The following is a 24,838-nucleotide window of genomic DNA, read 5'->3' on the forward strand; positions in this document are numbered from 1 at the left end:
GGCTTACCTGAACGTCTTGCGCGGATCGAATGCGTCGCGCACGGCCTCGCCGATGAAGATCAAAAGCGACAGCATGATCGCGACCGAGAAGAAGCCGGAAAAACCGAGCCACGGCGCCTGCACGTTGGACTTGCCCTGCGACAGCAACTCGCCGAGCGACGGCGAGCCGGGCGGCAGTCCGAACCCCAGGAAATCGAGCGCCGTCAGCGTCATCACCGAACTCGACACGATGAACGGCAGGAACGTCATGGTCGCGACCATCGCGTTCGGCAACAGATGCCGGAACATGATGACCTTGTTCGACACGCCGAGCGCCCGCGCCGCCTGGATATACTCGAAATTGCGCCCGCGCAGGAATTCCGCGCGCACGAGTCCGACCAGCGACACCCAGGAAAATAACAACAGGATGCCGAGAAGCACGAAGAAGCCGGGCACCAGCACCGACGACAAGATCAGCAGCAGATAGAGCGAAGGGATCGCAGTCCATATCTCGATGAAACGCTGGAACAACAGGTCGATCCAGCCGCCGAAATAGCCCTGCACCGCGCCGGCCGCGATGCCGACGATGGAGGAGACGATGGTCAGGCAGAGGCCGAACAGCACTGAGATGCGGAAGCCGTAGATCAGCCGCGCCACCACGTCGCGGCCCTGATCGTCGGTGCCGAGCCAGTTGTATTCGAGATCGCGGCAGCTCTTGAGGCCTTTCTTCTCGACGACGGGCTTGCACTGCGCTTCCGTCAACATCCAGGTCGGCCGCGACGGCGCCGGCGTCGGCAGATCGAGATTGTGGGTGTCGTAGGAATAGCGGATCAGCGGCCAGACGATGCTGCCGCCCTTGTCCCTGATCAGCTTCTGCAAATAGGGATCGCGATAGTCGGCCGCGGTTTCGAAGTCGCCGCCGAAAGTGGTTTCCGAATAGGTGACGACGGACGGCCAATAAAGGTGGCCGTCATATTTGATCAGGAACGGCCGATCATTGGCGATCAGCTCGGCGAACAGCGACACCACAAATAGGATCAGGAAGATCCAGAACGACCAATAGCCGCGCCGGTTCGCCTTGAAATTCTGCCAGCGGCGCCTGTTGAGCGGCGACGGCACGAACGGTTTGCGAGTGATCGGCACGGCACTGCCGAGCGGCGACTTCGCAGTGGTTTCGATCGGCGTGGTGGGGGCGGCCAGCGTCATCAGACCTCCCGCGCCTCGAAATCGATTCGTGGATCGATCCACATATAGGTCAGGTCAGAGATCAGGTTGATCACGAGGCCGACGAGCGAAAAGATGAAGAGCGTGCCGAACACCACGGGGTAGTCGCGATTGAGAACGCTCTCGAAACTGAGCAGTCCCAGTCCGTCCAGCGAGAAGATGGTCTCGATCAGAAGCGAGCCCGAGAAGAAGGCGTGAATGAAGGTCGAGGGAAAGCCGGCGATGACGATCAGCATCGCGTTGCGGAAAACGTGACCGTAAAGCACCCGATTCTCGCTGCAGCCCTTCGCGCGCGCGGTCATCACGTATTGCTTGCGGATCTCGTCCAGAAACGAGTTCTTGGTCAGGAACGTCATGGTGGTGAACGCACCGAGCCCCATGGCGATCAGCGGCAGCGTCAAATGCCAGAAGTAATCGATGATCTTCCAATACCACGGAAACTGCGACCAGCCGTCTGACGTCAGTCCGCGCAGCGGGAACCAGTTGAAGAACGAACCGCCGGCAAACAGGATGATCAGGAGGATCGCGAATAGAAAGCCGGGAATCGCGTAGCCAAGTACGAGCACGCTCGACGTCCAGGTGTCGAAGCGCGTCCCGTCCCTGACCGCCTTGCGGATGCCGAGCGGAATCGAGATCAGGTAGGTCAGCAGCGTCAGCCAGATGCCGAGCGAGATCGAGACCGGCAACTTCTCCTTGACGAGCTGCAGGACGCTGACGTCGCGAAAATAGCTCTTGCCGAAATCGAAGCGGGCGAAATTCCAGACCATCAGCGCGAAGCGCTCCGGCGCCGGCTTGTCGAAGCCGAACTGCACTTCCAGCTTCTTGATGAAATCGGGATCGAGGCCTTGCGCGCCGCGATACTTCGAGTTGATGGCGTCGCCGCCGGCTCCCAACTGCCCCGGGGCGCGCTGCGCAAAGTCGCCGCCGCCCGAAATGCGCGAGGTCCCGCCGGTGTCCGCGCCCGAGAGCTGCGCGATCACGCGCTCGACCGGGCCGCCCGGCGCGAACTGCACGACGATGAAGGAGACGAAGAGGATCCCGAGCAAGGTCGGGATCATCAGCAGGATGCGGCGGGCGATGTAGGCGCTCATGGCTGCTTCGCCTGCTCGAGCCTGGCGGCCTTGCCGCCATCGTACCACCAGATGTCGGGAGCGCCGACGCCGTTGGCATAACGCGGCGGCTTCTGCGGATGACCGAATTGGTCCCAATAAGCAAGCCGGTGCGTCTTGTTGAACCAGTGCGGCACCCAATAACGGCCGGCGCGGAACAGGCGATCGAAGGCGCGGCAGGCGACGGTCAATTCCTCGCGGCTGTCGGCCGCCATGATCTTCTCGATCATGGCATCGATGGCCGGATTGGCGACGCCCGCAAGATTGTACGAGCCCTTCGTTGCCGCGACCTGCGACGAGAAGAACGAGCGCATGGCGTCGCCCGGCGTTGCCGACATGCTGAAGCGCTGGGTCGTCATATCGAAGTCGAAATCTTCCTGGCGTACCTTGTATTGCACGGCGTCGACGAGGCGCACGCTCGCTTCGATGCCAAGCGTCGCGAGATTCTTGATGTAGGGCCCATGGTGCGGCTGGAACGAAGGCTCGTCCAACAGAAATTCGATCCTGAAGATCTCGCCGTTCGGCAGCATCCTCTTGCCGTCCTTGATCGGCAGGCCGGCCTCGCTCAGCAATCGCTGCGCCCTGCGCAACAGGCTGCGATCCTGCCCGGAGCCGTCGGAGACGGGCGGCGTGAACGGTGCGGCGAACACCTCGTCCGGAACCTGGCCGCGAAACGGCTCCAGCAGCTTCAGCTCTTCCGGCGGCGGAGGCCCATCGCTCGCCATGAGGTCCGAGTTCTGAAATGGCGATACCGTGCGGGCATAAGCACCGTACATGATGGTCTTGTTGGTCCACTCGAAGTCGAAGGCGTCGATCAGTGCCTCACGCACGCGAGGATCCCTGAATTTTTCGCGCCGCGTGTTGATGAACCATCCTTGCGCGCCGGACGGCGTGTCGTCGGGCACGACCTCCATCTTGACGCGACCCTCCTTGACCGCGGGGAAGTCATAGCGGGTCGCCCAGATACGAGCGGTGAACTCTTCGCGGTAGAGATAGTTCTTGCCGGTGAAACCTTCAAAAGCGACATCGCGGTCGCGGTAGAATTCGTAGCGCACGACGTCGAAATTGTAGCTGCCACGACAGGGGGGCAGGTCGGCAGCCCACCAATCCTTGACGCGTTCGTATTCGATGTAGCGGTTGACCTCGAACTTGCCGACCTTGTACGGGCCCGAGCCCAACGGGATATCGAGCGATGTTTCGTCGAAAGCGCGAGAGGCATAATATGCTTTCGAGAAGATCGGCAGACTCGCCACATAGAGCGGCACGTCACGCGCGCGTCCCTTGGCAAAGGTGACGACCAGCGTCGCATCGTCAACGGCTTCCGCGCTGACCATGTCGCGCATCTGCACGATGATCAGCGGATGCCCCTTGGCCTTCAGCGACGTCAGCGAAAACGCCGCGTCGTGAGCGGTAAGCTTGGTGCCGTCATGGAATTTCGCCTCTGGCCGCATGGTGAAGCGATAGACCAGCCTGTCTGCCGATATATTTACAGACTTGGCGGCAAGCCCGTACATCCCGTCCGGTTCGTCATTGGCTCGCACCATCAGCGGCGCAAAAGTCATGTCCATGCCCTGCGCGCCATCGCCTTTGAGGATGAAGGCATTGAGCGAGTTGAAGGTCTGGTAGGACTGGTTGTACGCGCGCACCGACGGGATAAGCGAGAAGGTGCCGCCCTTCGGCGCGTCGACATTGACGTAGTCGAAGTGATGGAAGTCGGCGGGATATTTGAGGTCGCCGAAGGCCGACATGCCGTGGGCCTCTGCAGGCATCTCGGACGCTGTCGCGCCCCGGAGCCAGGCGGCGCTGAACGCGCCACCGGCACCCAAGGCCAGCACATGCCGGCGTGAAAGCTGCGCCATGCGAGAAATGCCCTTCACGACTTCTTTGCGATCCGCGCCGCCTTGTCCGCGTCGTACCACCAAATGAACGGGAAGCCGGACTGACCGTATTTGGGTAATTCCGCCGGCCGGCCGAACCGATCCCAGCGCGCGGTGCGCACCTTCGTATAAGTCCACTGCGGTACGACGTAGTGATTCCACAGCAGCACGCGGTCGAGTGCCTTGGTTGCCGCGACGAGATCGTCGCGACCCTTGGCGTAGATCACCCGCTCGATCAGCTTGTCGACCGCCGGATTCTTGATGCCGGTGATGTTGCGTGAACCGGCGATGTCAGCCGTCTTCGAGGACCAGAATTCGCGCTGCTCGTTACCCGGCGACTGCGACTCGCCCCAGGAGTTAGTGACGATGTCGAAATCCCACTCGCGCGTCCTGTTCTCGTACTGAGTGGGATCCACCGTCCGCACGCTGACAGCAATGCCGAGCCGTTCCAGCGACGGCTTGTAGAACAGCGTGATCCGCTCGAAGCTTGGATCCGAGTTCAGCAATTCAAGGGAGAACTGGGCGCCCGTCTTGACGTCGATCAGCTTGCGCTCGCGCACCTCGTAGCCAGCTTCCTTGAACAGGCGCAGCGCCTCGCGCAGATTGTCGCGAACGGCTTCCGGACTGCCGCCGACCGGGTTGGTGTAGGCCGTGGTGAAGACTTCGGGCGGGACCTCGGCGCGGACTGTCTCGAGGATCTCGAGCTCCTTGCCCTGCGGCAACCCGGTCGCCATCAGCTCATCGATGCCGTCGAAATAACTGCTGATGCGCTTGTACTGGCCGTAGAAGATCTGCTTGTTCATCTCCTCAAAGTCGAACGCGTAATTGAGCGCGCGTCGCACGCGCGGATCCTTAAACTTGGCGCGGCGCAGGTTCGGCACGAAGGCCTGCATGACGCCCGAGCTGCGATTGGCGAACTCCTCGAGGATCACGCGTTTTTCGGTGACGGCCGGGAAATCGTAGGCTGTCGCCCAGTTCTTCGCGCTGTTCTCGGTGCGCCAATCGACCTGATCGGCCTTGAATGCCTCAATCGCCACGGTGGCGTCGCGGAAATACTCATAGCGCAGCTCGTCGAAATTATTGCGGCCCACATTGGCGGCGAGGTCGCGCCCCCAATAATCCTTGACGCGCTCCAGCGCGATCGACCGCCCGGCAACGAATTCCTTGACCCGATAGGGGCCGGAACCTAGAGGCACTTCAAGCGTGGTGGCGGAGACATCGCGCTTGCGGCCCTGCGCATCCGTGCCCTCCCACCAATGCTTCGGCAGGACCGTGAGCTGCCCGACGATCTGCGGCAGTTCGCGGTTGCCCGGCGCGTCGAACACGAATTTTACCTCGCGCTCGCCGACCTTCTCGGCTTTCGTCACATGGCTGTAATAGGCCGAGTACTGCGGGTGGTGCTTCTTGAAGGAATCGAGCGAGAAGATCACGTCATCCGCGGTTACCGGCTTGCCGTCGTGCCATTTGGCTTGCGGCCGCAAGCGGTAAGTCACGAAGGAGAAATCATCCGGATGGCTGACGGCCTCGGCCAGCGCGCCGTACTCGGTCGAGACTTCGTCAAGCGAGGCCGTCGTGAGGGATTCGTAGATGAACGCCACGGCACCGGCGACTTGCCCCTTCACACCGGAGACGACGATGTTGAAATTGTCGAATGTGCCGACGGCGATCTGGCGCGCGACGCCGCCCTTGGGCGCTTCCGGATTGACGTAGTCGAAGCGCTTGAAATCCGCCGGGTATTTGATCTGTCCGAACAGCGACAGCGCGTGCCGCCAGGTGGGCTCGTTGGCGGATTGCGCGTGTGCCACGCCGACGCCGGAAAGGCCCCCTACGGAACCAAGGGCGGGGAGCGTTGCGGCAGCAGTGCCGGTGAGCAGGAGATCGCGTCGGGTAAGGGCCAAATCAACATTCCTGTCTTGAAGGAGGCTACTCCTTTAAGTTCCCAATATAGGCGAGGTTTCGACGGAATATGTTGCTTTTTCCTCATCTTGGAGGGCCAGCTGGCCGATCGCTGCGGCCAAACGCCCCGATAACAACGCCGCGAGGCCCGGATAAGCAAACGGCCAGGCTTTTCAGCCTGGCCGCGTACTAAGATCGAAGTCGATAGGCCTTACTTCGCCGCGGTCGGCAGCGGCTTCGGGCTGTCGGAGAGACTGTTCAGGTAAGCGATCACGTCGGCACGCTCGCTATCCTTCGGGATGCCAGCAAAGCCCATCGCGGTGCCCGGGACAGCTGCCTTGGGATTGGCGATGAACTTGTTGAGCGCATCGAAGTCCCAGGTGCCGCCCTTGGCCTTCATCGCGGCCGAGAAGTTGAAGCCGCCGCGGCCCTCGCCAACATGGTCGCCGACGACGCCATAGAGGTTCGGACCGACACGGTTCGGGCCGCCCTTCTCGAAGGTGTGGCAAGCGCCGCACTTCTTGGCAGCGGCGGCGCCCTTCTCGACCGAGGCGGTCTGGAGCAGCTTTTCGATCGGCTCGGCAGCCGCGGCGGCAGCGCCGCCTTCCTTGCCGTGGCCGGCGTCTTCCTTCACGGCGATCTCGAAGCCCGGCTTCTCCGGCATCTTGGGCGAGAACAGCGCACTGGCGGTGAAGCTCGTCACCAGCAGAAGGAGACAGGTGCCGAGCACGGCACCGAGAATCTTGTTCAGTTCGAAAGAGTCCATTTCCGGCCAGGCCCCACACCGCAAGAAGGATCGAGCGGCCCAGTGCGGCCGCCAGGACGAGCCTCGGAGAATCAACGTTCCTTACTGTTTCCCCGAGTTTTGCCATTGAGATATCGGTTTGCCCGGGGTCTGGCAACCCGTATAAGCGAGCGGGCTTCACCCCCGTCCCCACCCCATTTCCCGGCGCGGAAAACGCCCCGTTTCCAGGCCCTTGAACCGATGATCGATCCCCGCATCCTGGTGCTGATTCCGGCCCGCATGGCCGCCACCCGCCTGCCCGGCAAGCCGCTAGCCGATATCGCGGGGCAGCCGATGATCGTGCACGTGATGCGCCGTGCCGAAGCGGCCGGGATAGGCCGGGTCGCGGTCGCAACCGACACCGCGGAGATCGCATCCGTCGTGACCGCCCATGGTGGCGAGGCCGTGATGACCCGCCCGGAGCATCCGTCCGGCTCCGACCGCATCCACGAGGCCATGCAGAAGCTCGATCCGGACGGCAAAGCCGAGATCGTGGTCAATCTGCAGGGCGATTTCCCGACCATCACGATCGACAACATCCGCGAGGTGTTGCCGCCGCTGCAAGACCCCGCCGTGGATATCGCAACGCTGGCGTCGCAGATCCACACCGAGGAGGAGGACCTCGCGCCGAGCGTCGTGAAGGCGATCGGAACCTCGCTCGGCGGCAGACGCATGCGCGCACTTTATTTCACCCGCGCAACCGCGCCGACCGGCGACGGACCGCGCTACCACCATATCGGTCTCTATGCCTATCGCCGTGCCGCGCTGGAGCGCTACGTCCGGCTTCCGCCGTCGCCGCTGGAATTGCAGGAGAAGCTCGAGCAGCTCCGGGCGCTCGAGGCCGGAATGCGCATCGACTTCACCATTGTCGATACCGTGCCCCGCGGGGTCGACACGCCGGCGGACCTGGAAACCGCCCGCAGCATCCTTTCCAAATCCTGAGCCGCTGTTACAAGGCCGAGCATGAGCAAGCTGAAAATCGCATTCCAGGGCGAGCCTGGGGCCAATTCGCACATCGCCATCGTCGAGGCCTATCCCGACGCCGAGCCGATGCCCTGCGCCACCTTCGAGGACGCCTTGTCGGCGATCTCGTCGGGCGAAGCCGATCTCGGCATGATTCCGATCGAGAATTCGGTCGCAGGCCGCGTCGCCGACATCCATCATTTGCTGCCGGCCTCCGGCCTCTTCATCATCGGCGAATGGTTTCTGCCGGTCCGGCATCAGCTGATGGCGGTGAAGGGGACCAGGCTCGAGGACATCAAGAGCGTCGAGAGCCACGTGCACGCGCTCGGCCAATGCCGGCGCATCATTCGCAAGCTTGGCATCAAGCCAATCGTGCACGCCGACACCGCCGGCAGCGCCCGCGACATTTCCGAGCGTAACGACAAGTCCGTCGCCGCGATCGCCTCGCGCCTCGCCGCGCAGATCTACGGCCTCGACATCCTCGCGGAGGACATCGAGGACGAGGCCCACAACACCACGCGCTTCGTGGTGCTCGCGCGCGAACCGAAATGGGCCGCACAGGGCTCCGGTCCGTTGGTCACGACTTTTGTGTTCCGGGTGCGCAATTTGCCCGCCGCGCTCTACAAGGCGCTCGGTGGCTTTGCCACCAACGGCGTCAACATGACCAAGCTCGAGAGCTATATGGTCGACGGCAATTTCTTCGCCACGCAGTTTTATGCCGACGTCGACGGCCACCCCGCGGACAAGGGCCTCGCTTTCGCGATCGAGGAGCTGAAATTCTTCTCACGCGAATTCCGCATCGTTGGCGTGTATCCGGGGCACCCGTTCCGCGCGACGATGGAATAGATTCGTGTCCCGGACGCGCGAAGCGCGAGCCGGAGCACCAGAGCCTTATCCGACCGCCTTAAGCCCGAACGCCTCCGCCAGCAGCGAATATGATTTCTTTCGTGCCTCGTGATCGTACACGGCGGTAATCACCATCAACTCGTCCGGCTTGCTCGCATCGATCAACGGCTGCAGCGTCTTCTGCACGGTTGCCCGGCTGCCGACGAACAGACGGGAACGGTTGCGCCGCATCGAGGCGCGCTCCGAGTCGGTATAGGGATAGGCCAGCGCCTCTTCGACGCTCGGCAACGGAAGATACTGGCCGCGGTCCCGGCGCAGGCGGTTGAGGTCGAAAGACGCGGCGAGCTTTTCGGCTTCGTCATCCGTGTCGGCCGCAATGACGGCGACCGCGAGGATCGCGCGCGGGCTCGCACTCCAGGCCGAGGGCTGAAAACGATTGCGATAATGCACCATCGCATCGATCGCATCGTGGGACGCAAAATGATGGGCGAATGCGAACCCCATGCCGATTTGCGCGGCGAGCTCCGACGAATAATCGCTGGAGCCGAGCAGCCAGATCGGCGGCAACGGCGTATCGTCGGGCATCGCAACGACGTTGTGATAGGGATGGCCCGAGGGGAATTCCCGGGTCTGCCACAGGATCAATTCGTGCAGCCGCTCGAGGAAATCGTCGCCTTCGCGACGGTCGAGCCGGCTGCGCAGCGCATAGGCCGTGGCGCCGTCGGTGCCAGGGGCGCGGCCGAGGCCGAGATCGATGCGGCCCGGAAACAGCGCCTCCAGCATCTTGAAGCGCTCGGCCACGACCAGCGGCGCGTGATTGGGCAGCATCACGCCACCGGAGCCGACGCGGATGTGCTTGGTCACCGCCGCGATCTGCCCGATCATCACGTCGGGCGCCGGGCTCGCGACGGAGGCGAGGTTGTGATGCTCGGCGAGCCAATAGCGGACATAGCCGAGCCCATCGACATGGCGCGCCAGGTCGATGCTGTTGCGCAGCGCCGCGGCGGGCTTTGTGCCGGTGGTGACGACGGAGAGGTCGAGGACTGAGAGCGGGATCATGGCGCGCTAACGTAGTGGAGGGCAGCGCGGCGGCAATGGGAGGGCGCGCAGATCTGACGTGCAGGCCAGGGCCCGCGCGCTCCGGACCCGCGCCGCGGCGTTGGGACAATGATCAATCTGGCAACATGACTTTCATATTGCCCACTCAATATATTGCGCCAGTTAATCCGCAAGTTCTCCCTACTTGGCTGGTATATTTATCTTTTTATACCAAACCGAGCTTCCCACTTCGATTCTAAATCACCGAATATTTTATGCCAACACCGCCAAAGTGGGCCACTTCCCATTACCGATGGGCTGTCGGATGCGGCCGCTTTGGCTTATCTTGGCCTTTCGCAATCTAGACCTGACCGCCGGCCGCCAACGACCCGGCGCGCCCTTGGAGAGTGAGTGGTGCCCATGACTGACGCGACAATGCCTGCCCACACCGGCGGGCAAGACGGGTACCTGAAGCGGCCTGCGATTTCCTTCGAGTTCTTTCCGCCCAAGACCGAAGATATGGAGCGCAATCTCTGGGACACCATCAACCGGCTGGCCCCGCTCGACCCGAAATTCGTCTCGGTGACCTATGGCGCCGGCGGCTCGACCCGTGAGCGGACCCACGCGACCATCTCGCGCATCCTGAAAGAAACCGCGCTGCTGCCGGCCGCGCATCTGACCTGCGTCGGCGCCTCCCGCGGGGAGATCGACGAGATCGTCGACCGCTATCACGAGGTCGGCGTCCGCCACATCGTCGGCCTGCGCGGCGATCCCCCGGGCGGCATTGGCACGGCCTATTCTAGCCATCCCGATGGCTACCAGAGCTCCGCCGACCTCGTCGCCGGCATCAAGAAGCGGCACGGCGATATCGAGGTGTCGGTCTCGGCGTACCCTGAGAAGCATCCCGAGGCGCGCGACTTCGACGATGACATCGACACGCTGCAGGCCAAGGTCGATGCAGGTGCGACCCGCGCGATCACGCAGGTGTTCTTCGATAACGACCTCTATTTCCGCTATCTCGACCGCGTGCGCGCGCGCGGGATCAACATCCCGATCGTGCCGGGCATCATGCCCATGCATAATTTCAAGCAGGCTCGCAATTTCGTCACCCGCGCCGGCACCTCCGTGCCGGACTGGTTCGCCGCGAAATTCGAGGGGCTCGACGAAGACGCCGAGACCCGCAAGCTGGTGGCGGCGACCGTCGCGGCCGGCCAGGTGCAGAAGCTGGCCAAGCACGGCGTCGACACCTTCCATTTCTACACCATGAACCGCGCCGATCTCGTGTTCGCGATCAGCCATTTGCTCGGCATCCGCGCCAAGAGCGCGCAGAAGGCGGCTTAAGACACCATGACCGTATCCACCTCTCCCAAGCGAACCGCCCTGCTCAACGCCGCGCGCGAGCGCATTCTCGTGCTCGACGGCGCCATGGGCACGATGATCCAGAATCTCCAGTTCGACGAGGCCGCCTTCCGCGGCGAGCGATTCAAGAACTTCCATCGCGATTTGCGCGGCAACAACGACCTCTTGATCCTGACCCAACCGCAGGCGATCGAGGACATCCACGCCGCTTACTTGCGCGCCGGCGCCGACATCGTCGCGACCAACACCTTCTCCACGACCTCGATTGCCCAAGCCGATTACGATCTCGCCGACATCGTCTACGAGATGGCGCGAGAAGGCGCCCGCCTCGCCGGCAACGCCGCACGCCGCGTCGAGGCCGAGGACGGCAAGCCGCGCTTCGTCGCCGGCGCCATCGGACCGACCAACCGCACCGCCTCGATCTCGCCCGACGTGTCCAATCCCGGCTACCGCGCCGTCACGTTCGACGACCTGCGCAAATCCTATGGCGAGCAGATCAACGGCATGCTCGACGGCGGCGTCGATCTGCTGCTGGTCGAGACCATCTTCGACACGCTGAACGCCAAGGCGGCGCTGTACGCGATCGCCGAGATCACGGAAGAACGTGGCATCGACATGCCCGTGATGGTGTCGGGCACCATCACCGACAAGTCCGGCCGCCTGCTGTCCGGCCAGTTGCCGGAAGCGTTCTGGCATTCGGTCCAGCACGCCAAGCCCGTCACCATCGGCTTCAACTGCGCGCTCGGCGCGGAAGATCTGCGCGCGCATATCGCCGATATCGGCCGCGTCGCCGACACGCTTGTTTGCGCCTATCCCAATGCCGGCCTGCCCAACGAGTTCGGCCAGTATGACGAGACCCCGGAATACATGGCCCGCCTGGTCGGCGAGTTCGCGCGCGATGGCCTCGTCAACATCGTCGGCGGTTGCTGCGGCACCACGCCGGACCATATCGCGGCGATTGCGGCTGCGGTCGCGCCGCACAAGCCGCGCATCGTGCCGGAGATCGAACCTCGCTTGCGGCTCTCCGGCCTCGAGCCGTTCATCCTGACCGACGCCATTCCCTTCGTGAACGTCGGCGAGCGCACCAACGTCACCGGCTCCGCCCGCTTCCGCAAGCTGGTCACCGCCGGCGACTACACCGCCGCGCTGCAGGTCGCGCGCGACCAGGTCGAGAACGGCGCGCAGATCATCGACGTCAACATGGACGAGGGTCTTCTGGACTCGGAAGCCGCGATGGTGACCTTCCTCAACCTTGTCGCCGCCGAGCCCGACATTGCCCGCGTCCCCGTAATGGTCGACAGCTCGAAATTCTCCGTGATCGAGGCCGGCCTGAAATGCGTGCAGGGCAAGCCGGTCGTCAACTCGATCTCGATGAAGGAAGGCGAGGACAAATTCATTCACGAGGCCAAGATCGCCCGCCGTCACGGCGCGGCCGTCGTGGTGATGGCGTTCGACGAGGTCGGCCAGGCCGACACGTTCGCCCGCAAGACCGAGATCTGCAAGCGCGCCTACGACATCCTGGTGAACCGCGTCGGCTTCCCGCCGGAAGACATCATCTTCGATCCCAATATTTTCGCGATCGCAACCGGCATCGAGGAGCACAACAATTACGGCGTCGACTTCATCGAGGCGACGCGCTGGATCCGCAAGAATCTGCCGGGCGCGCACATTTCTGGTGGTGTGTCCAATTTGTCGTTCTCGTTCCGCGGCAACGAGCCGGTGCGCGAGGCCATGCACTCGGTGTTCCTGTATCACGCCATCAAGGCCGGCATGGACATGGGCATCGTCAATGCCGGGCAGATGATCGTCTATGACGATATCGATCCCGAATTGCGCCAGGTGTGCGAGGACGTCATCCTCAACCGCGACCCCGGTGCGTCCGAGCGTCTGCTGGCGCTTGCGGAAAGATTCCGCGGCAACAAGACTCAGACCAAGGAAGCCGATCTCGCCTGGCGCGAATGGCCGGTGGCGAAGCGGCTGTCACATTCGCTGGTGCACGGCATCACCGAATTCATCGAGCAGGATACCGAAGAGGCCCGCAAGGCCTCGACGCGGCCACTCGACGTGATCGAGGGACCGCTGATGGCCGGCATGAACGTGGTCGGCGATCTCTTCGGCGACGGCAAGATGTTCCTGCCGCAGGTGGTGAAGTCGGCCCGCGTGATGAAGCAGGCTGTCGCCTGGCTGATGCCGTTCATGGAGGAGGAGAAGGCGCGCAATCTCGCCAACGGCATCGGCACGGAAGGCTCCTCGTCCGCCGGCAAGATCGTGCTCGCGACCGTCAAGGGCGACGTCCACGACATCGGCAAGAACATCGTTGGCATCGTGCTCCAGTGCAACAATTACGAGGTCATCGACCTCGGCGTGATGGTGCCCGCGGCCAAGATCGTCGATACGGTGAAGGCGGAGAAGGCCGACATCGTCGGGCTGTCCGGCCTGATCACACCCTCGCTCGACGAGATGGCGTTCTTCGCCGCAGAATTGCAGCGCGAAGGCCTCAAGCTGCCGCTCTTGATCGGCGGCGCCACCACGAGCCGCGTGCATACGGCGGTGAAGATCGACCCGAGCTATCGCGCAGGCCCCGTGGTGCATGTCAACGACGCCAGCCGCGCCGTCGGTGTTGCGTCGGCGCTGCTGTCGCCCGAGAGGCGCGAGGCCTATGCCGCGGAGGTGCGCGCCGAATACGCAAAGATCTCGGACGCCCATATGCGCGCCCAGGCCGACAAGAAGCGGCTGAAGCTGGCGACCGCCCGCGCCAACCGCGTGCCGGTCGACTTCACCGCGAACAAGCCGGTGAAGCCGACCTTCCTCGGCACCCGAAGCTTTGACGACTACGATCTCGCCGAGCTGGTGCCCTATATCGACTGGACCCCGTTCTTCCAGACCTGGGAGCTCGCCGGACGCTTCCCCGCCATCCTCGACGACGCCAAGGTCGGCGAAGTTGCGCGCTCGCTCTACGGCGACGCGCGCAAGATGCTCGACCTGATCGTCAAGGAGAAATGGTTCCGCGCGCGCGCCACCGTCGGCTTCTGGCCGGCCAATGCGCAGGGCGACGACATCGTGCTCTATGCCGACGAGAGCCGGACCAGGACGGTCGCGACGCTGCACACGCTGCGCCAGCAGCTCGAGAAGCGCGAGGGCCGTTTCAACGCCGCGCTGTCCGACTTCGTCGCGCCCGCCACAACCGGCGTGCCCGACTATGTCGGCGGCTTCGTCGTCACCGCCGGCATCGGCGAGGATGTGGTCGCTGACCGTTTCAAGATGGCCAATGACGACTATTCCTCGATCCTGTGCAAGGCGCTGGCCGACCGCCTGGCCGAAGCGTTCGCCGAGCGCATGCATGCCCGCGTCCGCCGCGAATTCTGGGCCTATGCGCCGGACGAGACGCTCTCCCCCGACGAGTTGATCCTCGAAAAGTATCAGGGCATCCGTCCCGCCCCCGGCTATCCCGCGCAACCCGATCACACCGAGAAGGCCACGCTGTTCGAGCTGCTCGATGCCGAGAACACCGCCGGCGTGAAGCTGACCGAGAGCTATGCGATGTGGCCGGGCTCCTCCGTGTCGGGGCTCTATCTCGCCAATCCAGAGAGCTATTATTTCGGAGTCGGCAAGATCGAGCGCGATCAGGTCGAGGATTATGCTGCGCGCAAGGGCATGAGCGTCGCCGAGACCGAGCGCTGGCTCGCGCCGATTCTGAACTACATCCCGACGCGAGAGGGTGGGAGCGACAAGGCGGCGTTCACGGCAACGCCGGCGAACGACGAGACGTCGAAGGAGCTTGCGTCGCATCCGCCGGGCTGCACCTGCGCGGTGCACCTGGTCTGGCAGAAGAAGCGCGCGGGCGCGGGTTAGGCGCCCTCCAAACAGAAAACGAGAAATCAACCCCATGCACAGTAGGCATGGGGTTGAAAAAGCTCGATAATTTTTGCGGTGTCACCGAATAATTTTTCGATATTACCGAAATTGCTTGCGGCGTCGGGCAAAACACCTGTAACATTCCATCATCGCCGACCGTGCCCGTTTGATACTCCCTCGCCAGTCGCCATCACGGCGCGTGCCACACGTTCGCTGTCGTCCTGGCGAAAGCCATCCATACCGGGTGATCCATTGGTGGCCATCGCAGGCAATACCGAACGACCAATCTTCGCCAAATGACCCGCTGGGGCAATGGGTCGTGGCTTTCGCCAGGACGACATTGGTGAAGCAATGCCTGGCATGTGCTGGGGCAACGCACAGCATCGAACGCAAAGCGCGTTTGCCGCGACCAATGGCGGTCGTCGCCGAAGCGCAGGGGAATCGGATGCTGAACGCCCAACAATTGATGTGGACACAGATTGCCGCCGGCATCGCCGTGCTGCTGTTTGGATTGACGCTGTTCAATCTGATCCGCATGCGGGGCCGGATGGTGGCGGCGCGGAGCTGGGACAAGGTGGAGGGCATCATCACGGTCTCCCGGGTCGACCAGCCGACGGCGCATTCCTCGGACGATCGGAACGACGCCAAGCCCATCATCCGCTATCGATATCAGGCCGGCGGCCAGGAGCTGGAAGGCGACAAGATCTTTGTCGGCGGCACCGTCATCACGACGAGGGTCCTGGCCGCAAAACTGACCGGACGCTATCCGGTCGGCGCCCATGTCGAGGTCCATGTCGATCCGAAGCAACCGACAGAGGCGCTGCTGGAGCCTGCCGCCGCGCAGAACGTCGCGGCCCTGGTGGCGTTCACAATGGTGTTCGGCGTCATCGCCGCCACCCTGACCGCGCATTCGTTCGCGGGCCACGTGCTCTACGCCGACAAGGGCGTCCCGCTGTTCGCGTTCGCGGTGCCGATCATCGTGCTCGTGGGCGGGGTGTTCCTCGCCGCCGATTATGTCCGGACGCGCCGGCTGGCGAGCGCCAGCCTGCGCTGGCCGACCGCGTCGGGCAGGGTCACCCATTGCGACGTGATCGAGGAAATCATCGAAGAGAAGACCGAGCACGACAATCGACCGACGACTTCAAAGCTCGTCCACCGCTATCAGATCGACCTGCGCTACGCCTACAGGGTCGGCAAGCGCGACTTCATCGGCACCGAAGTCGATTGGAACGGCACCATGATCTCCGGCCTGCGCGAGGCCGCCGAAGAGGCCGCGGCGAAATATCGGCCTGGGAAGAGCGTCCAGGTCTATTACGATCCGGACCAGCCCGGACAAGCCGTGCTGGAGCCTGCAAGCCGGGGAGGCGCGCTGGGGCCGCTGATCGGTGCCGCGGTCTGCGCGGTTGTCGGCGGCCTCTTCCTGACGATCCTGATCAAGGTCGGGTTCGCATAGCGGCGATCACCCCTTCGGCGGTGCCAGGGGCTGCACAATCTCCTTGAACGGCGCCAGCGCCTCGCACGCGTCGGCATGCGCCGACAGCGCCGGATAGCGCGATGGCTCGAACAACTGCGGATGGGCCTCGCGGGTGAAGCGGACGACGCAGGCGACCACAATATCGGCGTGGCCGATGCGCTCGCCCAGCCAGTACGGCGTGGTCACCTTGGCGCGCTCGGCCTCCAGCGCTTTCAGCACGTCCGCGATCTGCGCCTGGCAGCGCTCGACCCATAGCGTAAGCTGCTCCTTCCGCAGCACGCGTTCGTAGAGCAGGCTCACGGCCTTGTCGCCGAGGCCGGACGCGAGCGCGCAGATGCGCAAGTGATGCCGGCGCTCGGCGCCGGAGCGCGGCAGCATCGCCTTCTCCGGCCCGGCGAGCTCGTCGAGATAATCGAGGATGAACGTGCTCTCGATCAGCGCCTCGCCGTTGTCGAGCACCAGCGTCGGCACGCGGCGCAGCGGATTATAGGGCGCGATCTTGTCGGCGTCGCCGAAGGTCGACCACGGCCTGTGCTCGAAGGCGAGGCCGTAAAGCCGCAGCGCAATCGCGACGCGGCGGACGAAGGGGGAATCATATTGGCCGATCAGGAACATGGTTTTGCGCTCTTCTCTGGCTTTTGGACGAGGCAGGGCCGATCAGTTTCCACGGCAAGGCCGCAGTGGCGCAAGCAAAATCATGGAAGTGGAGCATTGCGCTGCATGCAACGGCGCCGCGACAGCGGCTGCCGGATGCGTTATCAAGGACGGCATCATGACAGCAACAATGGACATCAATCGGGAGCGGATCGCGGCGACCGAGGCCGTCATCCGTCCGCACATACGGCGCACGCCGCTCGTTGAGGCCGATCTCGCCGATTTTGGCCTGCCGGCTTCTCCCGTCACGTTCAAGCTCGAGATGCTGCAGCATTCCGGATCGTTCAAGGCGCGGGGTGCCTTCGCCAATCTGCTGTTGCGCCGGCTGCCGGAAGCCGGTGTCGTCGCCGCATCGGGCGGCAATCACGGCGCGGCGGTGGCGTATGCGGCGCAGCGGCTCGGCATCCCGGCCACGATTTTCGTGCCCGACATCACCTCGCCGGCCAAAGCCGAGCGTATCAGAGGCTATGGCGCGAAACTCGTGATTGCGGGCAGCCGCTATGCCGACGCGCTCGCCGCAAGCGAAACCCATGTCGCGCAGACCGGCGCCATGGCGGTGCATGCCTACGACCAGGTCGAGACCTTGCTCGGTCAGGGCAGTGTCGGAATGGAGCTGGAGCAGGATGCACCGGGCATTGACACGGTGCTGGTTGCAGTCGGCGGCGGCGGCCTGATCGGTGGCATGGCAGCCTGGAGCGCCGGCAGGACGCGCATCGTGGCGGTCGAGCCCGAGCAATCGCCGACGCTTCACGCCGCCTTCGCGGCAGGCGCGCCGATCGATGCGCCGGCGGGCGGCATCGCCGCCGATAGTCTCGCCCCGCGACGTGTCGGACAATTGATGTTTCCGATTGCGCGGGCCCATGTCGAGCGGGTCGTCCTGGTCGCCGACGACGCGATCAAGCAGGCGCAGTCGGCCTTGTGGTCGAGCCTGCGCCTGGTGGCCGAGCCCGGCGGCGCCGCCGCATTTGCCGCCTTGCTCTCCGGTCGCTATCGCCCCTCACCCGGCGAGCGGGTCGCGGTGCTGCTTTGCGGTGCAAACACCACGGCGGTGAATTTCAACAGCTAGCGAGCTTCGCATGATCGGGTATCGCGGACTCATCGCCGCACGGAGCAGAGCGATTTGACTGCTGACCAGCCTCCCTCACTCACTCTCCTAGGCGCCTACTCCTTCAGCGCTGATAATGCTGCCTATGCCCGTTTCATCCGGGAATTGATCGACTCACACGATCCCCCCAATTTCAGCGAAGAGGTGAACGCTCTGCTGCGGAAAGCCGGCAGGGGCGATGAAATAGTGCCTCTGACTGGTGAGGACCGGCGGAAATTGGAAGACAATCTACGAGGTTACATGGATGACGCTGTAATTCTCGAGGTGCTCGTGGCGAATCCGGACGCGCGGTTCAATCCTCATGATTTTACCCAAATCGATCCGTCCAACCCGGAAGGCCACGCAGAGATGGCGTGGAACGAAACGTTCCTGACCGCGGATGGCGAGACGGTGATCGAGACCGACTACAAGCAAAGACTGCCCGCGGCGAAACAGTATCGCGTGGTGTTCGTCATCCATCGTTGGGAGCCTAGCCTCCCACTGCTCTCCAGCTACGGAGAGCTGTATGCTCCGCCCGTGCAGCCATTGACCGAGCGATTACGGCGTCTCGCTCCCTATGATCTTCCGGAACCGAGTGTTGGCGTGATCCGGTGATCCCGCCACGCGTAGCCCCAATGAAACGCGACGACAGCGCCACACTCCGTCATTGCGAGCGCAGCGAAGCAACCAGTATCTCCCACGGAACCAGACTGGATTGCTTCGTCGCAAGGGCTCCTCGCAATGACGGCGGAGAGGCAGCTGCTACCTATTCGATGATCGGCACATGCTTTGCCGCGGACCGCGGCGCCGTGCCATCGAGCCGCGGGTCGTCGGCGATCTCGATCTGGCGGCGGAACGGACGGAAGCCCGAGCGCTGGTAGAATGCGACGGCGGACGGATGGTCGAACGTGCAGGTGTGCACCCAGACGCGGGACAGGTCGCGTGACCATGCGAGCTCAAGCGCGCGGTTCATCATAAAGCGGGCGGCACCGCTGCCGATCAGTTTTGCGGTGACACCGAAATACACCAGCTCGCATTGGCCGGCCTCGCGAAAGTCCAGCTCCAGCAGGCCCTCATCGTGGCCGTCCACGACAAGCGCATATACCTCGACGCCCGGTGCATGGATGATTGCGGCGAGCTCGCCGTCGTTCATGCGCGCCCGCGAAAACCACAGCCACTCCTCGCCGACGCGGCGATGGAGGTCGCGATACCAATGAAGCGCGGGAGTATCGACCTTGCGCAGGGTCCATGCGCCAAGAGGATTGTCACGCAGCGGCGGACGCGCTGTCATCTCGAGATGCGTGACGACGGCAGCGATCTTGCTGGCGGGAATGTCGGAATAGCCGTCGGGGAGGATCATGGGATGCGTCCCTTAGAAGCTGAACGCCGGCAACACATTCCGGGTCGTCCTGGCGAAAGCCTGGACGACGGCGGGATTTCTGGATACGCCTCATTCACCGCGGCGTCAGCGTGATCGCCTCCGCCGTTGCAGCCTCGACCGCGGCGCGGCTGTAGAGCAGCGGCACATACTGGCCGGTCGCCCAGAGCGGCGCGAGGTCGCGATAATGGCCGCTGAAGGGATCGCCCGACTGGCCCGGTGTGTTGATGGTGCGGCTCGCATCCCAATTGCCGACGTCGAGCACCATGCGGAACGATGCGCCAGCGAACAGCTGATAATCGGTGCGGCGATAGGTGGCCGCGCGCGGCACGTTGGCGGCGCCGCCGTAGGCCAGCGGACCGACCGAGAGCTGAGCGGCCGTCGCCTTGTCGGCCAGCGGCATCAGAGCATGGTCGAATTTTGCGACGTGCAGGCGGCCCCAGCGCCAGGTTGAGGAATCGGCCCCGAGCTTGGCTGTGACATCGGCCACCGCGGCGCCGAGGCTGTCGCGCAGGATCTGGTCGCGCGCGGTGGCGGGATCGGAGCCAAACGACGCGTCCGGAGATTCCAGAAAGGCGACAAGCGCCGAAATGCTGGACGCCTCCGGCGCGATCAGGTCGGCAGCCTTGGGCGCCGTGGTCTTCAGCAGTACCGGTCCAAGATGATTGGAGATCCAGACCTCGAACACCGCAGCAGCGGCATTGTCGGCGGCATCACGGGCGTCCCAAGGCTTGAGCAGTTCGAGGCCCTTCTTCACGTTGGCATCGTCCGAAGTGAGCGGCTGCAACAGCTTGACCAGCCGCCGGCCCAGCATCGTGGTGTCGTCGTTCTGCAGATCCATGGCATCGGCCAGCGTCACCTTGCTGTTGGCCTTCAGGACCTCGGTGATGCGCTGCCAGCGCGCACTGTCCGCCCATTCGAAGCCGACCTTGCGCTCGCTGACGGGATAATCCGCCGGCAGGTTCATCTGGTTGGCGGTGGCGAGAAAGCCCTGCTTGGGCTGATAGGTCTTGGGCAGTTCGTCGAGCGAGAGAAAACCCTGCCATTCGTAGCGGCCGTCGCCGGGCACCGGCATCAGGCCATCATAGTTGGCGCGCCGCGGCGTCTTGCCGGCGGCGACCCAGCCGATATTGCCCTTGGTGTCCGCATAGACCTGATTCTCCGACGGCGCGCCCCAGCGCCGCATGGCGCCGAGGAATCCGTTCCAGTCCTTCGCGGTCATGTAGTCGGAGGAGCCGAAATAGGCCGAGGTGCCGGGCTCGAACCAGATCGAGCGGACGGCGAAGGCCCGCTTGTTGGCGTCGTCGACGTAGATCACCGGACCATGCCGGGTGAATTTCAGCTCGAGATCGCGATCGCTCTCGCCTTTCACCTGCTCTTTCTCGTGGACGATGCGCATGTCCTCCCAGCCAGCGCCATAGCGGTACTGGTTGGGATTCTGCGGATTGAGCTCGTAGATGTAGAGGTCTTCCTGGTCGACGTTGAAGATGGTGAGACCGAAGGCGATGGTGCCGTTGTGGCCGATGGAGATGCCGGGCAGCGCGGGCTCGCCCGCGCCGATCACGGAGAGGCCGGGCGCATTGAGGCCGACGATGTAGCGCAGCGAGGGCACGCTGTGCTCGCGATGCGGATCGTTGGCGAGGATCGGACGCCCAGTCGCGGTCCGTGACGCCGCGATCACCCAATTGTTGGAGCCGATGGTGTCGCGTTGCAGGTCGGCCTCGGTGAGGTACTTGTCGGGATCGTGCGCGAGTGCGGCCTGGCGATCTTTCGGCGCGGCAAAGGCGACCGGGCGCGTCGCCAGATCGTAGGGCGCCAGCACCGCCTTCGGCACGCTGCAGGGATCGAGACCATCTGGAATTTTCGTCGTCCACGCCGGCTCGAGCTTGACGCGAAACCGATCGGCATCGAGGCCTGCCGCGCAGGCGACCAAGGAGCGCTTGACCTCGGAGGCGACATTGCGCGTCAGGCCGTGGCTGCGGATGCGGACGATGTCATCCGCCGTCCACGCATCCGGCATCGTGCCGGCGATCCTGAACTCGATCGGCAGCGGGCGCTTGCCCGCGCGCACATCGGCGACGTAGGCGTTGACCCCGGCGACGAATGCCTCCGCATAGGTCTTCCCCTTGGGGCCGTAAGCCGCCCATTCCGCATTCATATCGCCGCGATAAAGAAAGAGACGCAGCGCCTTGTCCTGTTCGGCATAGGCCGGGCCGAAATCCTTGGCCAGCAGACCAAGCCCTCGCTTGCGCCAAAGATCGATCTGCCAGAGCCGGTCGCGCGCGGCGTTAAAGCCTTGCAGGAAGAACAGGTCGTGCTCATTGCCGGCATAGATGTGGGGGATACCCCAGACATCGACCAGAATCTGCGCGGGAGCATCGAGACCGGCGACGTCGGTCTTGACCTGCCGCGCGCTGCCGAGCGGGTCCGGCTTCTCACGCGCGAGGGAGGTCGAGGTGAGCAGCGCGGCGCAGATCGCGGCGCCGCAGAGCTTTTGGACGACCCGGTTGAAATCCGTGTTCATTGTCGTTTCTCCCGTTTGTTGTTGTTGGGCGCGTCGTGCGCGCCCGTTATTCGCCCTCGTCGCTCGCGAGCACGCCCTTCACCGCCCTCGTCCATCCCGCAAGCTTCCGCTCGCGCGTCGCCTGGCTCATGTTGGGCTTGAAGCGGTGCTCCAGCCGCCAGTTATCGGCGAATTTGGTCGGCTCGGGATAGACGCCGGCCTCGAGGCCGGCAAGATAGGCGGCGCCAAGTGCCGTCGTCTCCTGGATCACGGGGCGATCGACCGGCGCATCGAGCAGGTCGGCGAGGCGCTGCATGGTCCAGTCGGATGCGGTCATGCCGCCATCGACGCGGAGCACGACGCTTGCCACCTCCGAGCTCGGCCAGTCGGCGCGCATTGCGGCCCAGAGATCAAAGGTCTGGTAGCAGACGCTTTCCAGGGCGGCGTGGGCAAGCTCGGCCGGGCCGGTGTTGCGGGTGAGGCCGAACAGGGCGCCGCGCACGCGCGGATTCCAGTACGGCGCGCCCATGCCGACGAAGGCCGGGACGAGATAGATGCTCTGCATGGAGTCCGACTGATCGGCGAGAGGTCCGGTCTCGGCGGCATGCTTGATGATGCCGAGGCCGTCGCGCAGCCACTGCACTGCCGAACCTGCGACGAAGATCGAGCCTTCGAGCGCATAGGTGCGCTTGCCCCCGAGCTGGTAGGCGATGGTGGTGAGCAGCTTGTTCTTCGAGGCCACGGGCGTGGTGCCGGTGTTGAGCAGGGCGAAGCAGCCGGTGCCGTAAGTCGATTTCATCATCCCCGGACGGAAGCAGGCCTGGCCGATGGTCGCGGCCTGCTGGTCGCCGGCGATGCCGCAGATCGCAATGGCGCCGCCGAACAAATCCGGCGTGCTCTCGCCGAAACGGGCGGAGGAATCCTTCACCTCGGGCAGCATCGAGCGCGGCACGCCGATGATCTCCAAGAGCTCGTCGTCCCACTGGCCGGTGTGGATGTTGAACAGCAGCGTGCGCGAGGCGTTGGTGGCGTCGGTGGCGTGGACCTTGCCGCCGGTGAGACGCCAAAGCAGATAGCAATCGACGGTGCCGAACATCAATTCGCCGCGCGCGGCGCGCGCCCGTGCGCCGGGGACGTGGTCGAGAATCCAGGCGACCTTGGTGCCGGAGAAATAGGGGTCGATGATCAGGCCGGTCTTCTGCGAGATCACGGGCTCGCGGCCGTCGGCTTTCAGCTTGGCGCAGATGTCGGCGGTGCGGCGGTCCTGCCAGACGATGGCGCGGTGCACGGCCTGCCCGGTGGCGCGGTCCCACACCACGGTGGTCTCGCGCTGGTTGGTGATGCCGATCGCGGCGATGTCCTTTGCGCCGATGCCGGCCTGCGCGATCGCGTCGCGGCAGACCGTCACGGTCGAGGTCCAGATGTCCTCGGGCTCGTGCTCGACCCAACCCGAGGCAGGGAAATGCTGCGGAAACTCGGCCTGCGCCTTCGCCGCAATGGAAATGTCGCCGCGAAACACGATCGCGCGCGAGGAGGTGGTGCCCTGGTCGATGGCGAGGACGAAAGACATGGAAGCAAACCTTGGGGTTTCTTTGGCGTTTTCCCGGCGTTGTCCGGTGAGGGGCTATTGTGTTTCGCCAAAGGGAGCGGATTAGGGCGGGAAGGTCAAGACGGCTGTCCTCCCACCCTCCCCTGGAGGGCAGGGTGGGCTCGCATGCAGCGAAGCGGAACGCGAACCGGGGCGGGGTGACAGACTATCCGCGAACTTGATGAGCAGCAGCCGTCTCGTCGACGCAAGCGATACCGCCTTTGCGGCTTCACCCCACCCCGCCTCGCGTTGCGCTCTGGGCAACACGAAGCGACCCTCCCCCTCTAGCGGAGGAAAAGTGAAGCGCGCCCGGCGTACAATTGCAAGTAGAGCAGAAGTTACGGCGCCGCCGTGGTCACGCCGCCGTCGATGACGATCGTTTGTCCCGTCATGAAGCTCGACGCGTCGGAGGCGAGGTAGGCCACTGCGCCTGCGATTTCGTCGGGTTCGCCGATACGGCGGAGCGGCGTGGTGGCCGTGCGGCGTTTCAGATTCGCTTCGTCTTCCCACAGCGCGCGGGCGAAGTCGGTCTTGACGAGGCCGGGCGCGATGCAGTTGACGCGGACGCCTTTCGGGCCCCATTCGCCGGCGAGCGAACGACACAGCGCGAAGTCGGCGGCTTTCGAGATGCCGTAGGCGCCGATCACGGTCGAACCGCGCAAGCCCCCGATCGAGGAGATGATGACGACTGAGCCGTTGCCGCGGTCGGCCATCTGCGGGATCGCAAGCGCGGAGAGCCAGATGTTGCTCTTGACGTTGCTGCCCATGATCTTGTCGAAGGCCTCGTCGGTGATGTCGAGCAGCGGGCCGTAATACGGGTTGACCGCGGCGTTGCAGACGAGGATGTCGATCTTGCCGTAATGCTTGATCGTGCCCGCGATCAGCGCCTCGACCTCCTGCTTGCGCGCGATGTTGCAGGGGATGACGGTGGCCTCGCCGCCGGCCGCCTTGATGCCGTCGGCGACTGCCTTGCAGGCATCGGCCTTGCGCGAGGAGACCACCACTTTGGCGCCGAGCTTTGCGAGCAGCTCGGCGGAGGAGCGGCCGATGCCGCGGCTGGAGCCGGTGACCACGGCGACCTTGCCGGTGAGATCGAACGGGGTGTTCTTCATTGTTGTTGGGCTCCGTTGAGGCCACTTGTTCAGACGTCATCGCCCGGCTTACCCGGGCGATCCAGTATTCCAGAGACGGCGCGGCTAGAACCGAGAAGCCGCAGCGTACTGGATC

General features: G+C 64.1%; 18 protein-coding genes. 7 read left to right on the top strand and 11 right to left on the bottom strand.

The features are described 5' to 3' along the window. Positions 1-3: 3 nt before the first annotated feature. The 5 genes from IVB19_RS33330 to IVB19_RS33350 form a co-directional block, all read right to left on the bottom strand. The gene (locus tag IVB19_RS33330; protein WP_018454694.1) at positions 4-1,185 is read right to left on the bottom strand and encodes an ABC transporter permease; all 1,182 of its coding nucleotides are present in this window, start codon (positions 1,183-1,185) and stop codon (positions 4-6) included. Beyond that, positions 1,185-2,294: a microcin C ABC transporter permease YejB gene (locus IVB19_RS33335; protein WP_018454695.1), complete on the bottom strand. Its 1,110-nt coding sequence runs from the start codon at positions 2,292-2,294 to the stop codon at positions 1,185-1,187. The genes IVB19_RS33330 and IVB19_RS33335 overlap by 1 nt, the downstream gene beginning before the upstream one ends. Beyond that, on the bottom strand, positions 2,291-4,171 hold the full coding sequence (locus tag IVB19_RS33340; protein ID WP_018454696.1) for an extracellular solute-binding protein: 1,881 nt from the start codon (positions 4,169-4,171) through the stop codon (positions 2,291-2,293). The genes IVB19_RS33335 and IVB19_RS33340 overlap by 4 nt, the downstream gene beginning before the upstream one ends. A gap of 14 nt (positions 4,172-4,185) precedes the next feature. Next, the gene (locus tag IVB19_RS33345; RefSeq protein ID WP_026232797.1) at positions 4,186-6,087 is read right to left on the bottom strand and encodes an extracellular solute-binding protein; all 1,902 of its coding nucleotides are present in this window, start codon (positions 6,085-6,087) and stop codon (positions 4,186-4,188) included. A 209-nt stretch (positions 6,088-6,296) separates the two neighbouring features. Further along, positions 6,297-6,851, bottom strand: a complete 555-nt coding sequence (locus tag IVB19_RS33350; RefSeq protein WP_018454698.1) for a c-type cytochrome — start codon at positions 6,849-6,851, stop codon at positions 6,297-6,299. Between the two features lie 219 nt (positions 6,852-7,070). Between IVB19_RS33350 and IVB19_RS33355 the strand changes: the two genes are divergently transcribed. Both IVB19_RS33355 and IVB19_RS33360 read left to right on the top strand, forming a co-directional pair. Next, entirely contained in the window at positions 7,071-7,811 is a 741-nt protein-coding gene (locus IVB19_RS33355) for a 3-deoxy-manno-octulosonate cytidylyltransferase (RefSeq protein ID WP_018454699.1), read from the top strand. A 21-nt stretch (positions 7,812-7,832) separates the two neighbouring features. Next, entirely contained in the window at positions 7,833-8,678 is an 846-nt protein-coding gene (locus IVB19_RS33360) for a prephenate dehydratase (RefSeq protein ID WP_018454700.1), read from the top strand. A gap of 45 nt (positions 8,679-8,723) precedes the next feature. Here the strand turns inward: IVB19_RS33360 and IVB19_RS33365 are convergent, their stop codons facing one another. Next, complete coding sequence (locus IVB19_RS33365; RefSeq protein WP_018454701.1) at positions 8,724-9,737, bottom strand: LLM class flavin-dependent oxidoreductase; 1,014 nt, start codon at positions 9,735-9,737, stop codon at positions 8,724-8,726. A gap of 399 nt (positions 9,738-10,136) precedes the next feature. Here IVB19_RS33365 and metF point away from each other — a divergent pair, with 399 nt between their 5' ends. From metF to IVB19_RS33380, 3 genes are all read left to right on the top strand, one after another. Then, the gene (gene metF / locus IVB19_RS33370) at positions 10,137-11,057 is read left to right on the top strand and encodes a methylenetetrahydrofolate reductase [NAD(P)H] (RefSeq protein ID WP_204513271.1); all 921 of its coding nucleotides are present in this window, start codon (positions 10,137-10,139) and stop codon (positions 11,055-11,057) included. A gap of 6 nt (positions 11,058-11,063) precedes the next feature. Further along, on the top strand, positions 11,064-14,927 hold the full coding sequence (gene metH / locus IVB19_RS33375; protein ID WP_247820773.1) for a methionine synthase: 3,864 nt from the start codon (positions 11,064-11,066) through the stop codon (positions 14,925-14,927). A 448-nt stretch (positions 14,928-15,375) separates the two neighbouring features. Further along, entirely contained in the window at positions 15,376-16,383 is a 1,008-nt protein-coding gene (locus tag IVB19_RS33380; RefSeq protein ID WP_247294164.1) for a DUF3592 domain-containing protein, read from the top strand. 6 nt (positions 16,384-16,389) lie between these two features. Here the strand turns inward: IVB19_RS33380 and IVB19_RS33385 are convergent, their stop codons facing one another. Beyond that, on the bottom strand, positions 16,390-17,019 hold the full coding sequence (locus IVB19_RS33385; RefSeq protein ID WP_018454705.1) for a glutathione S-transferase family protein: 630 nt from the start codon (positions 17,017-17,019) through the stop codon (positions 16,390-16,392). Between the two features lie 157 nt (positions 17,020-17,176). Between IVB19_RS33385 and IVB19_RS33390 the strand changes: the two genes are divergently transcribed. Further along, on the top strand, positions 17,177-18,124 hold the full coding sequence (locus IVB19_RS33390; RefSeq protein ID WP_204513269.1) for a threonine/serine dehydratase: 948 nt from the start codon (positions 17,177-17,179) through the stop codon (positions 18,122-18,124). Between the two features lie 54 nt (positions 18,125-18,178). Next, a complete protein-coding gene (locus IVB19_RS33395; protein ID WP_018454706.1) occupies positions 18,179-18,757 on the top strand; it encodes a hypothetical protein in 579 nt (192 codons plus the stop codon). 151 nt (positions 18,758-18,908) lie between these two features. Here the strand turns inward: IVB19_RS33395 and IVB19_RS33400 are convergent, their stop codons facing one another. The 4 genes from IVB19_RS33400 to IVB19_RS33415 form a co-directional block, all read right to left on the bottom strand. Next, positions 18,909-19,502, bottom strand: a complete 594-nt coding sequence (locus IVB19_RS33400; RefSeq protein WP_018454707.1) for a GNAT family N-acetyltransferase — start codon at positions 19,500-19,502, stop codon at positions 18,909-18,911. 94 nt (positions 19,503-19,596) lie between these two features. Then, positions 19,597-22,044: a penicillin acylase family protein gene (locus IVB19_RS33405; protein WP_018454708.1), complete on the bottom strand. Its 2,448-nt coding sequence runs from the start codon at positions 22,042-22,044 to the stop codon at positions 19,597-19,599. 46 nt (positions 22,045-22,090) lie between these two features. Continuing rightward, positions 22,091-23,593 carry a glycerol kinase GlpK gene (gene glpK / locus IVB19_RS33410; protein ID WP_247820774.1) on the bottom strand — a complete coding sequence of 501 codons (1,503 nt, stop codon included), beginning with the start codon at positions 23,591-23,593 and terminating at the stop codon, positions 22,091-22,093. Between the two features lie 356 nt (positions 23,594-23,949). After that, a complete protein-coding gene (locus tag IVB19_RS33415; protein ID WP_085351716.1) occupies positions 23,950-24,723 on the bottom strand; it encodes an SDR family NAD(P)-dependent oxidoreductase in 774 nt (257 codons plus the stop codon). Positions 24,724-24,838 lie beyond the last annotated feature (115 nt).

The organism is Bradyrhizobium sp. 187 (genome assembly GCF_023101005.1).
Classification (GTDB): domain Bacteria; phylum Pseudomonadota; class Alphaproteobacteria; order Rhizobiales; family Xanthobacteraceae; genus Bradyrhizobium; species Bradyrhizobium canariense_D.

Excerpts from the sequence above, each read along its gene's own strand:
- IVB19_RS33330 (WP_018454694.1), bottom strand. The coding sequence starts at position 1,185 with ATGACGCTGGCCGCCCCCACCACGCCGATCGAAACCACTGCGAAGTCG.
- IVB19_RS33335 (WP_018454695.1), bottom strand. The coding sequence starts at position 2,294 with ATGAGCGCCTACATCGCCCGCCGCATCCTGCTGATGATCCCGACCTTG.
- IVB19_RS33340 (WP_018454696.1), bottom strand. The coding sequence starts at position 4,171 with ATGGCGCAGCTTTCACGCCGGCATGTGCTGGCCTTGGGTGCCGGTGGC.
- IVB19_RS33350 (WP_018454698.1), bottom strand. The coding sequence starts at position 6,851 with ATGGACTCTTTCGAACTGAACAAGATTCTCGGTGCCGTGCTCGGCACC.
- IVB19_RS33355 (WP_018454699.1), top strand. The coding sequence starts at position 7,071 with ATGATCGATCCCCGCATCCTGGTGCTGATTCCGGCCCGCATGGCCGCC.
- IVB19_RS33360 (WP_018454700.1), top strand. The coding sequence starts at position 7,833 with ATGAGCAAGCTGAAAATCGCATTCCAGGGCGAGCCTGGGGCCAATTCG.
- IVB19_RS33365 (WP_018454701.1), bottom strand. The coding sequence starts at position 9,737 with ATGATCCCGCTCTCAGTCCTCGACCTCTCCGTCGTCACCACCGGCACA.
- metF (WP_204513271.1), top strand. The coding sequence starts at position 10,137 with ATGACTGACGCGACAATGCCTGCCCACACCGGCGGGCAAGACGGGTAC.
- metH (WP_247820773.1), top strand. The coding sequence starts at position 11,064 with ATGACCGTATCCACCTCTCCCAAGCGAACCGCCCTGCTCAACGCCGCG.
- IVB19_RS33380 (WP_247294164.1), top strand. The coding sequence starts at position 15,376 with ATGCTGAACGCCCAACAATTGATGTGGACACAGATTGCCGCCGGCATC.
- IVB19_RS33385 (WP_018454705.1), bottom strand. The coding sequence starts at position 17,019 with ATGTTCCTGATCGGCCAATATGATTCCCCCTTCGTCCGCCGCGTCGCG.
- IVB19_RS33390 (WP_204513269.1), top strand. The coding sequence starts at position 17,177 with ATGACAGCAACAATGGACATCAATCGGGAGCGGATCGCGGCGACCGAG.
- IVB19_RS33400 (WP_018454707.1), bottom strand. The coding sequence starts at position 19,502 with ATGATCCTCCCCGACGGCTATTCCGACATTCCCGCCAGCAAGATCGCT.
- IVB19_RS33405 (WP_018454708.1), bottom strand. The coding sequence starts at position 22,044 with ATGAACACGGATTTCAACCGGGTCGTCCAAAAGCTCTGCGGCGCCGCG.
- glpK (WP_247820774.1), bottom strand. The coding sequence starts at position 23,593 with ATGTCTTTCGTCCTCGCCATCGACCAGGGCACCACCTCCTCGCGCGCG.
- IVB19_RS33415 (WP_085351716.1), bottom strand. The coding sequence starts at position 24,723 with ATGAAGAACACCCCGTTCGATCTCACCGGCAAGGTCGCCGTGGTCACC.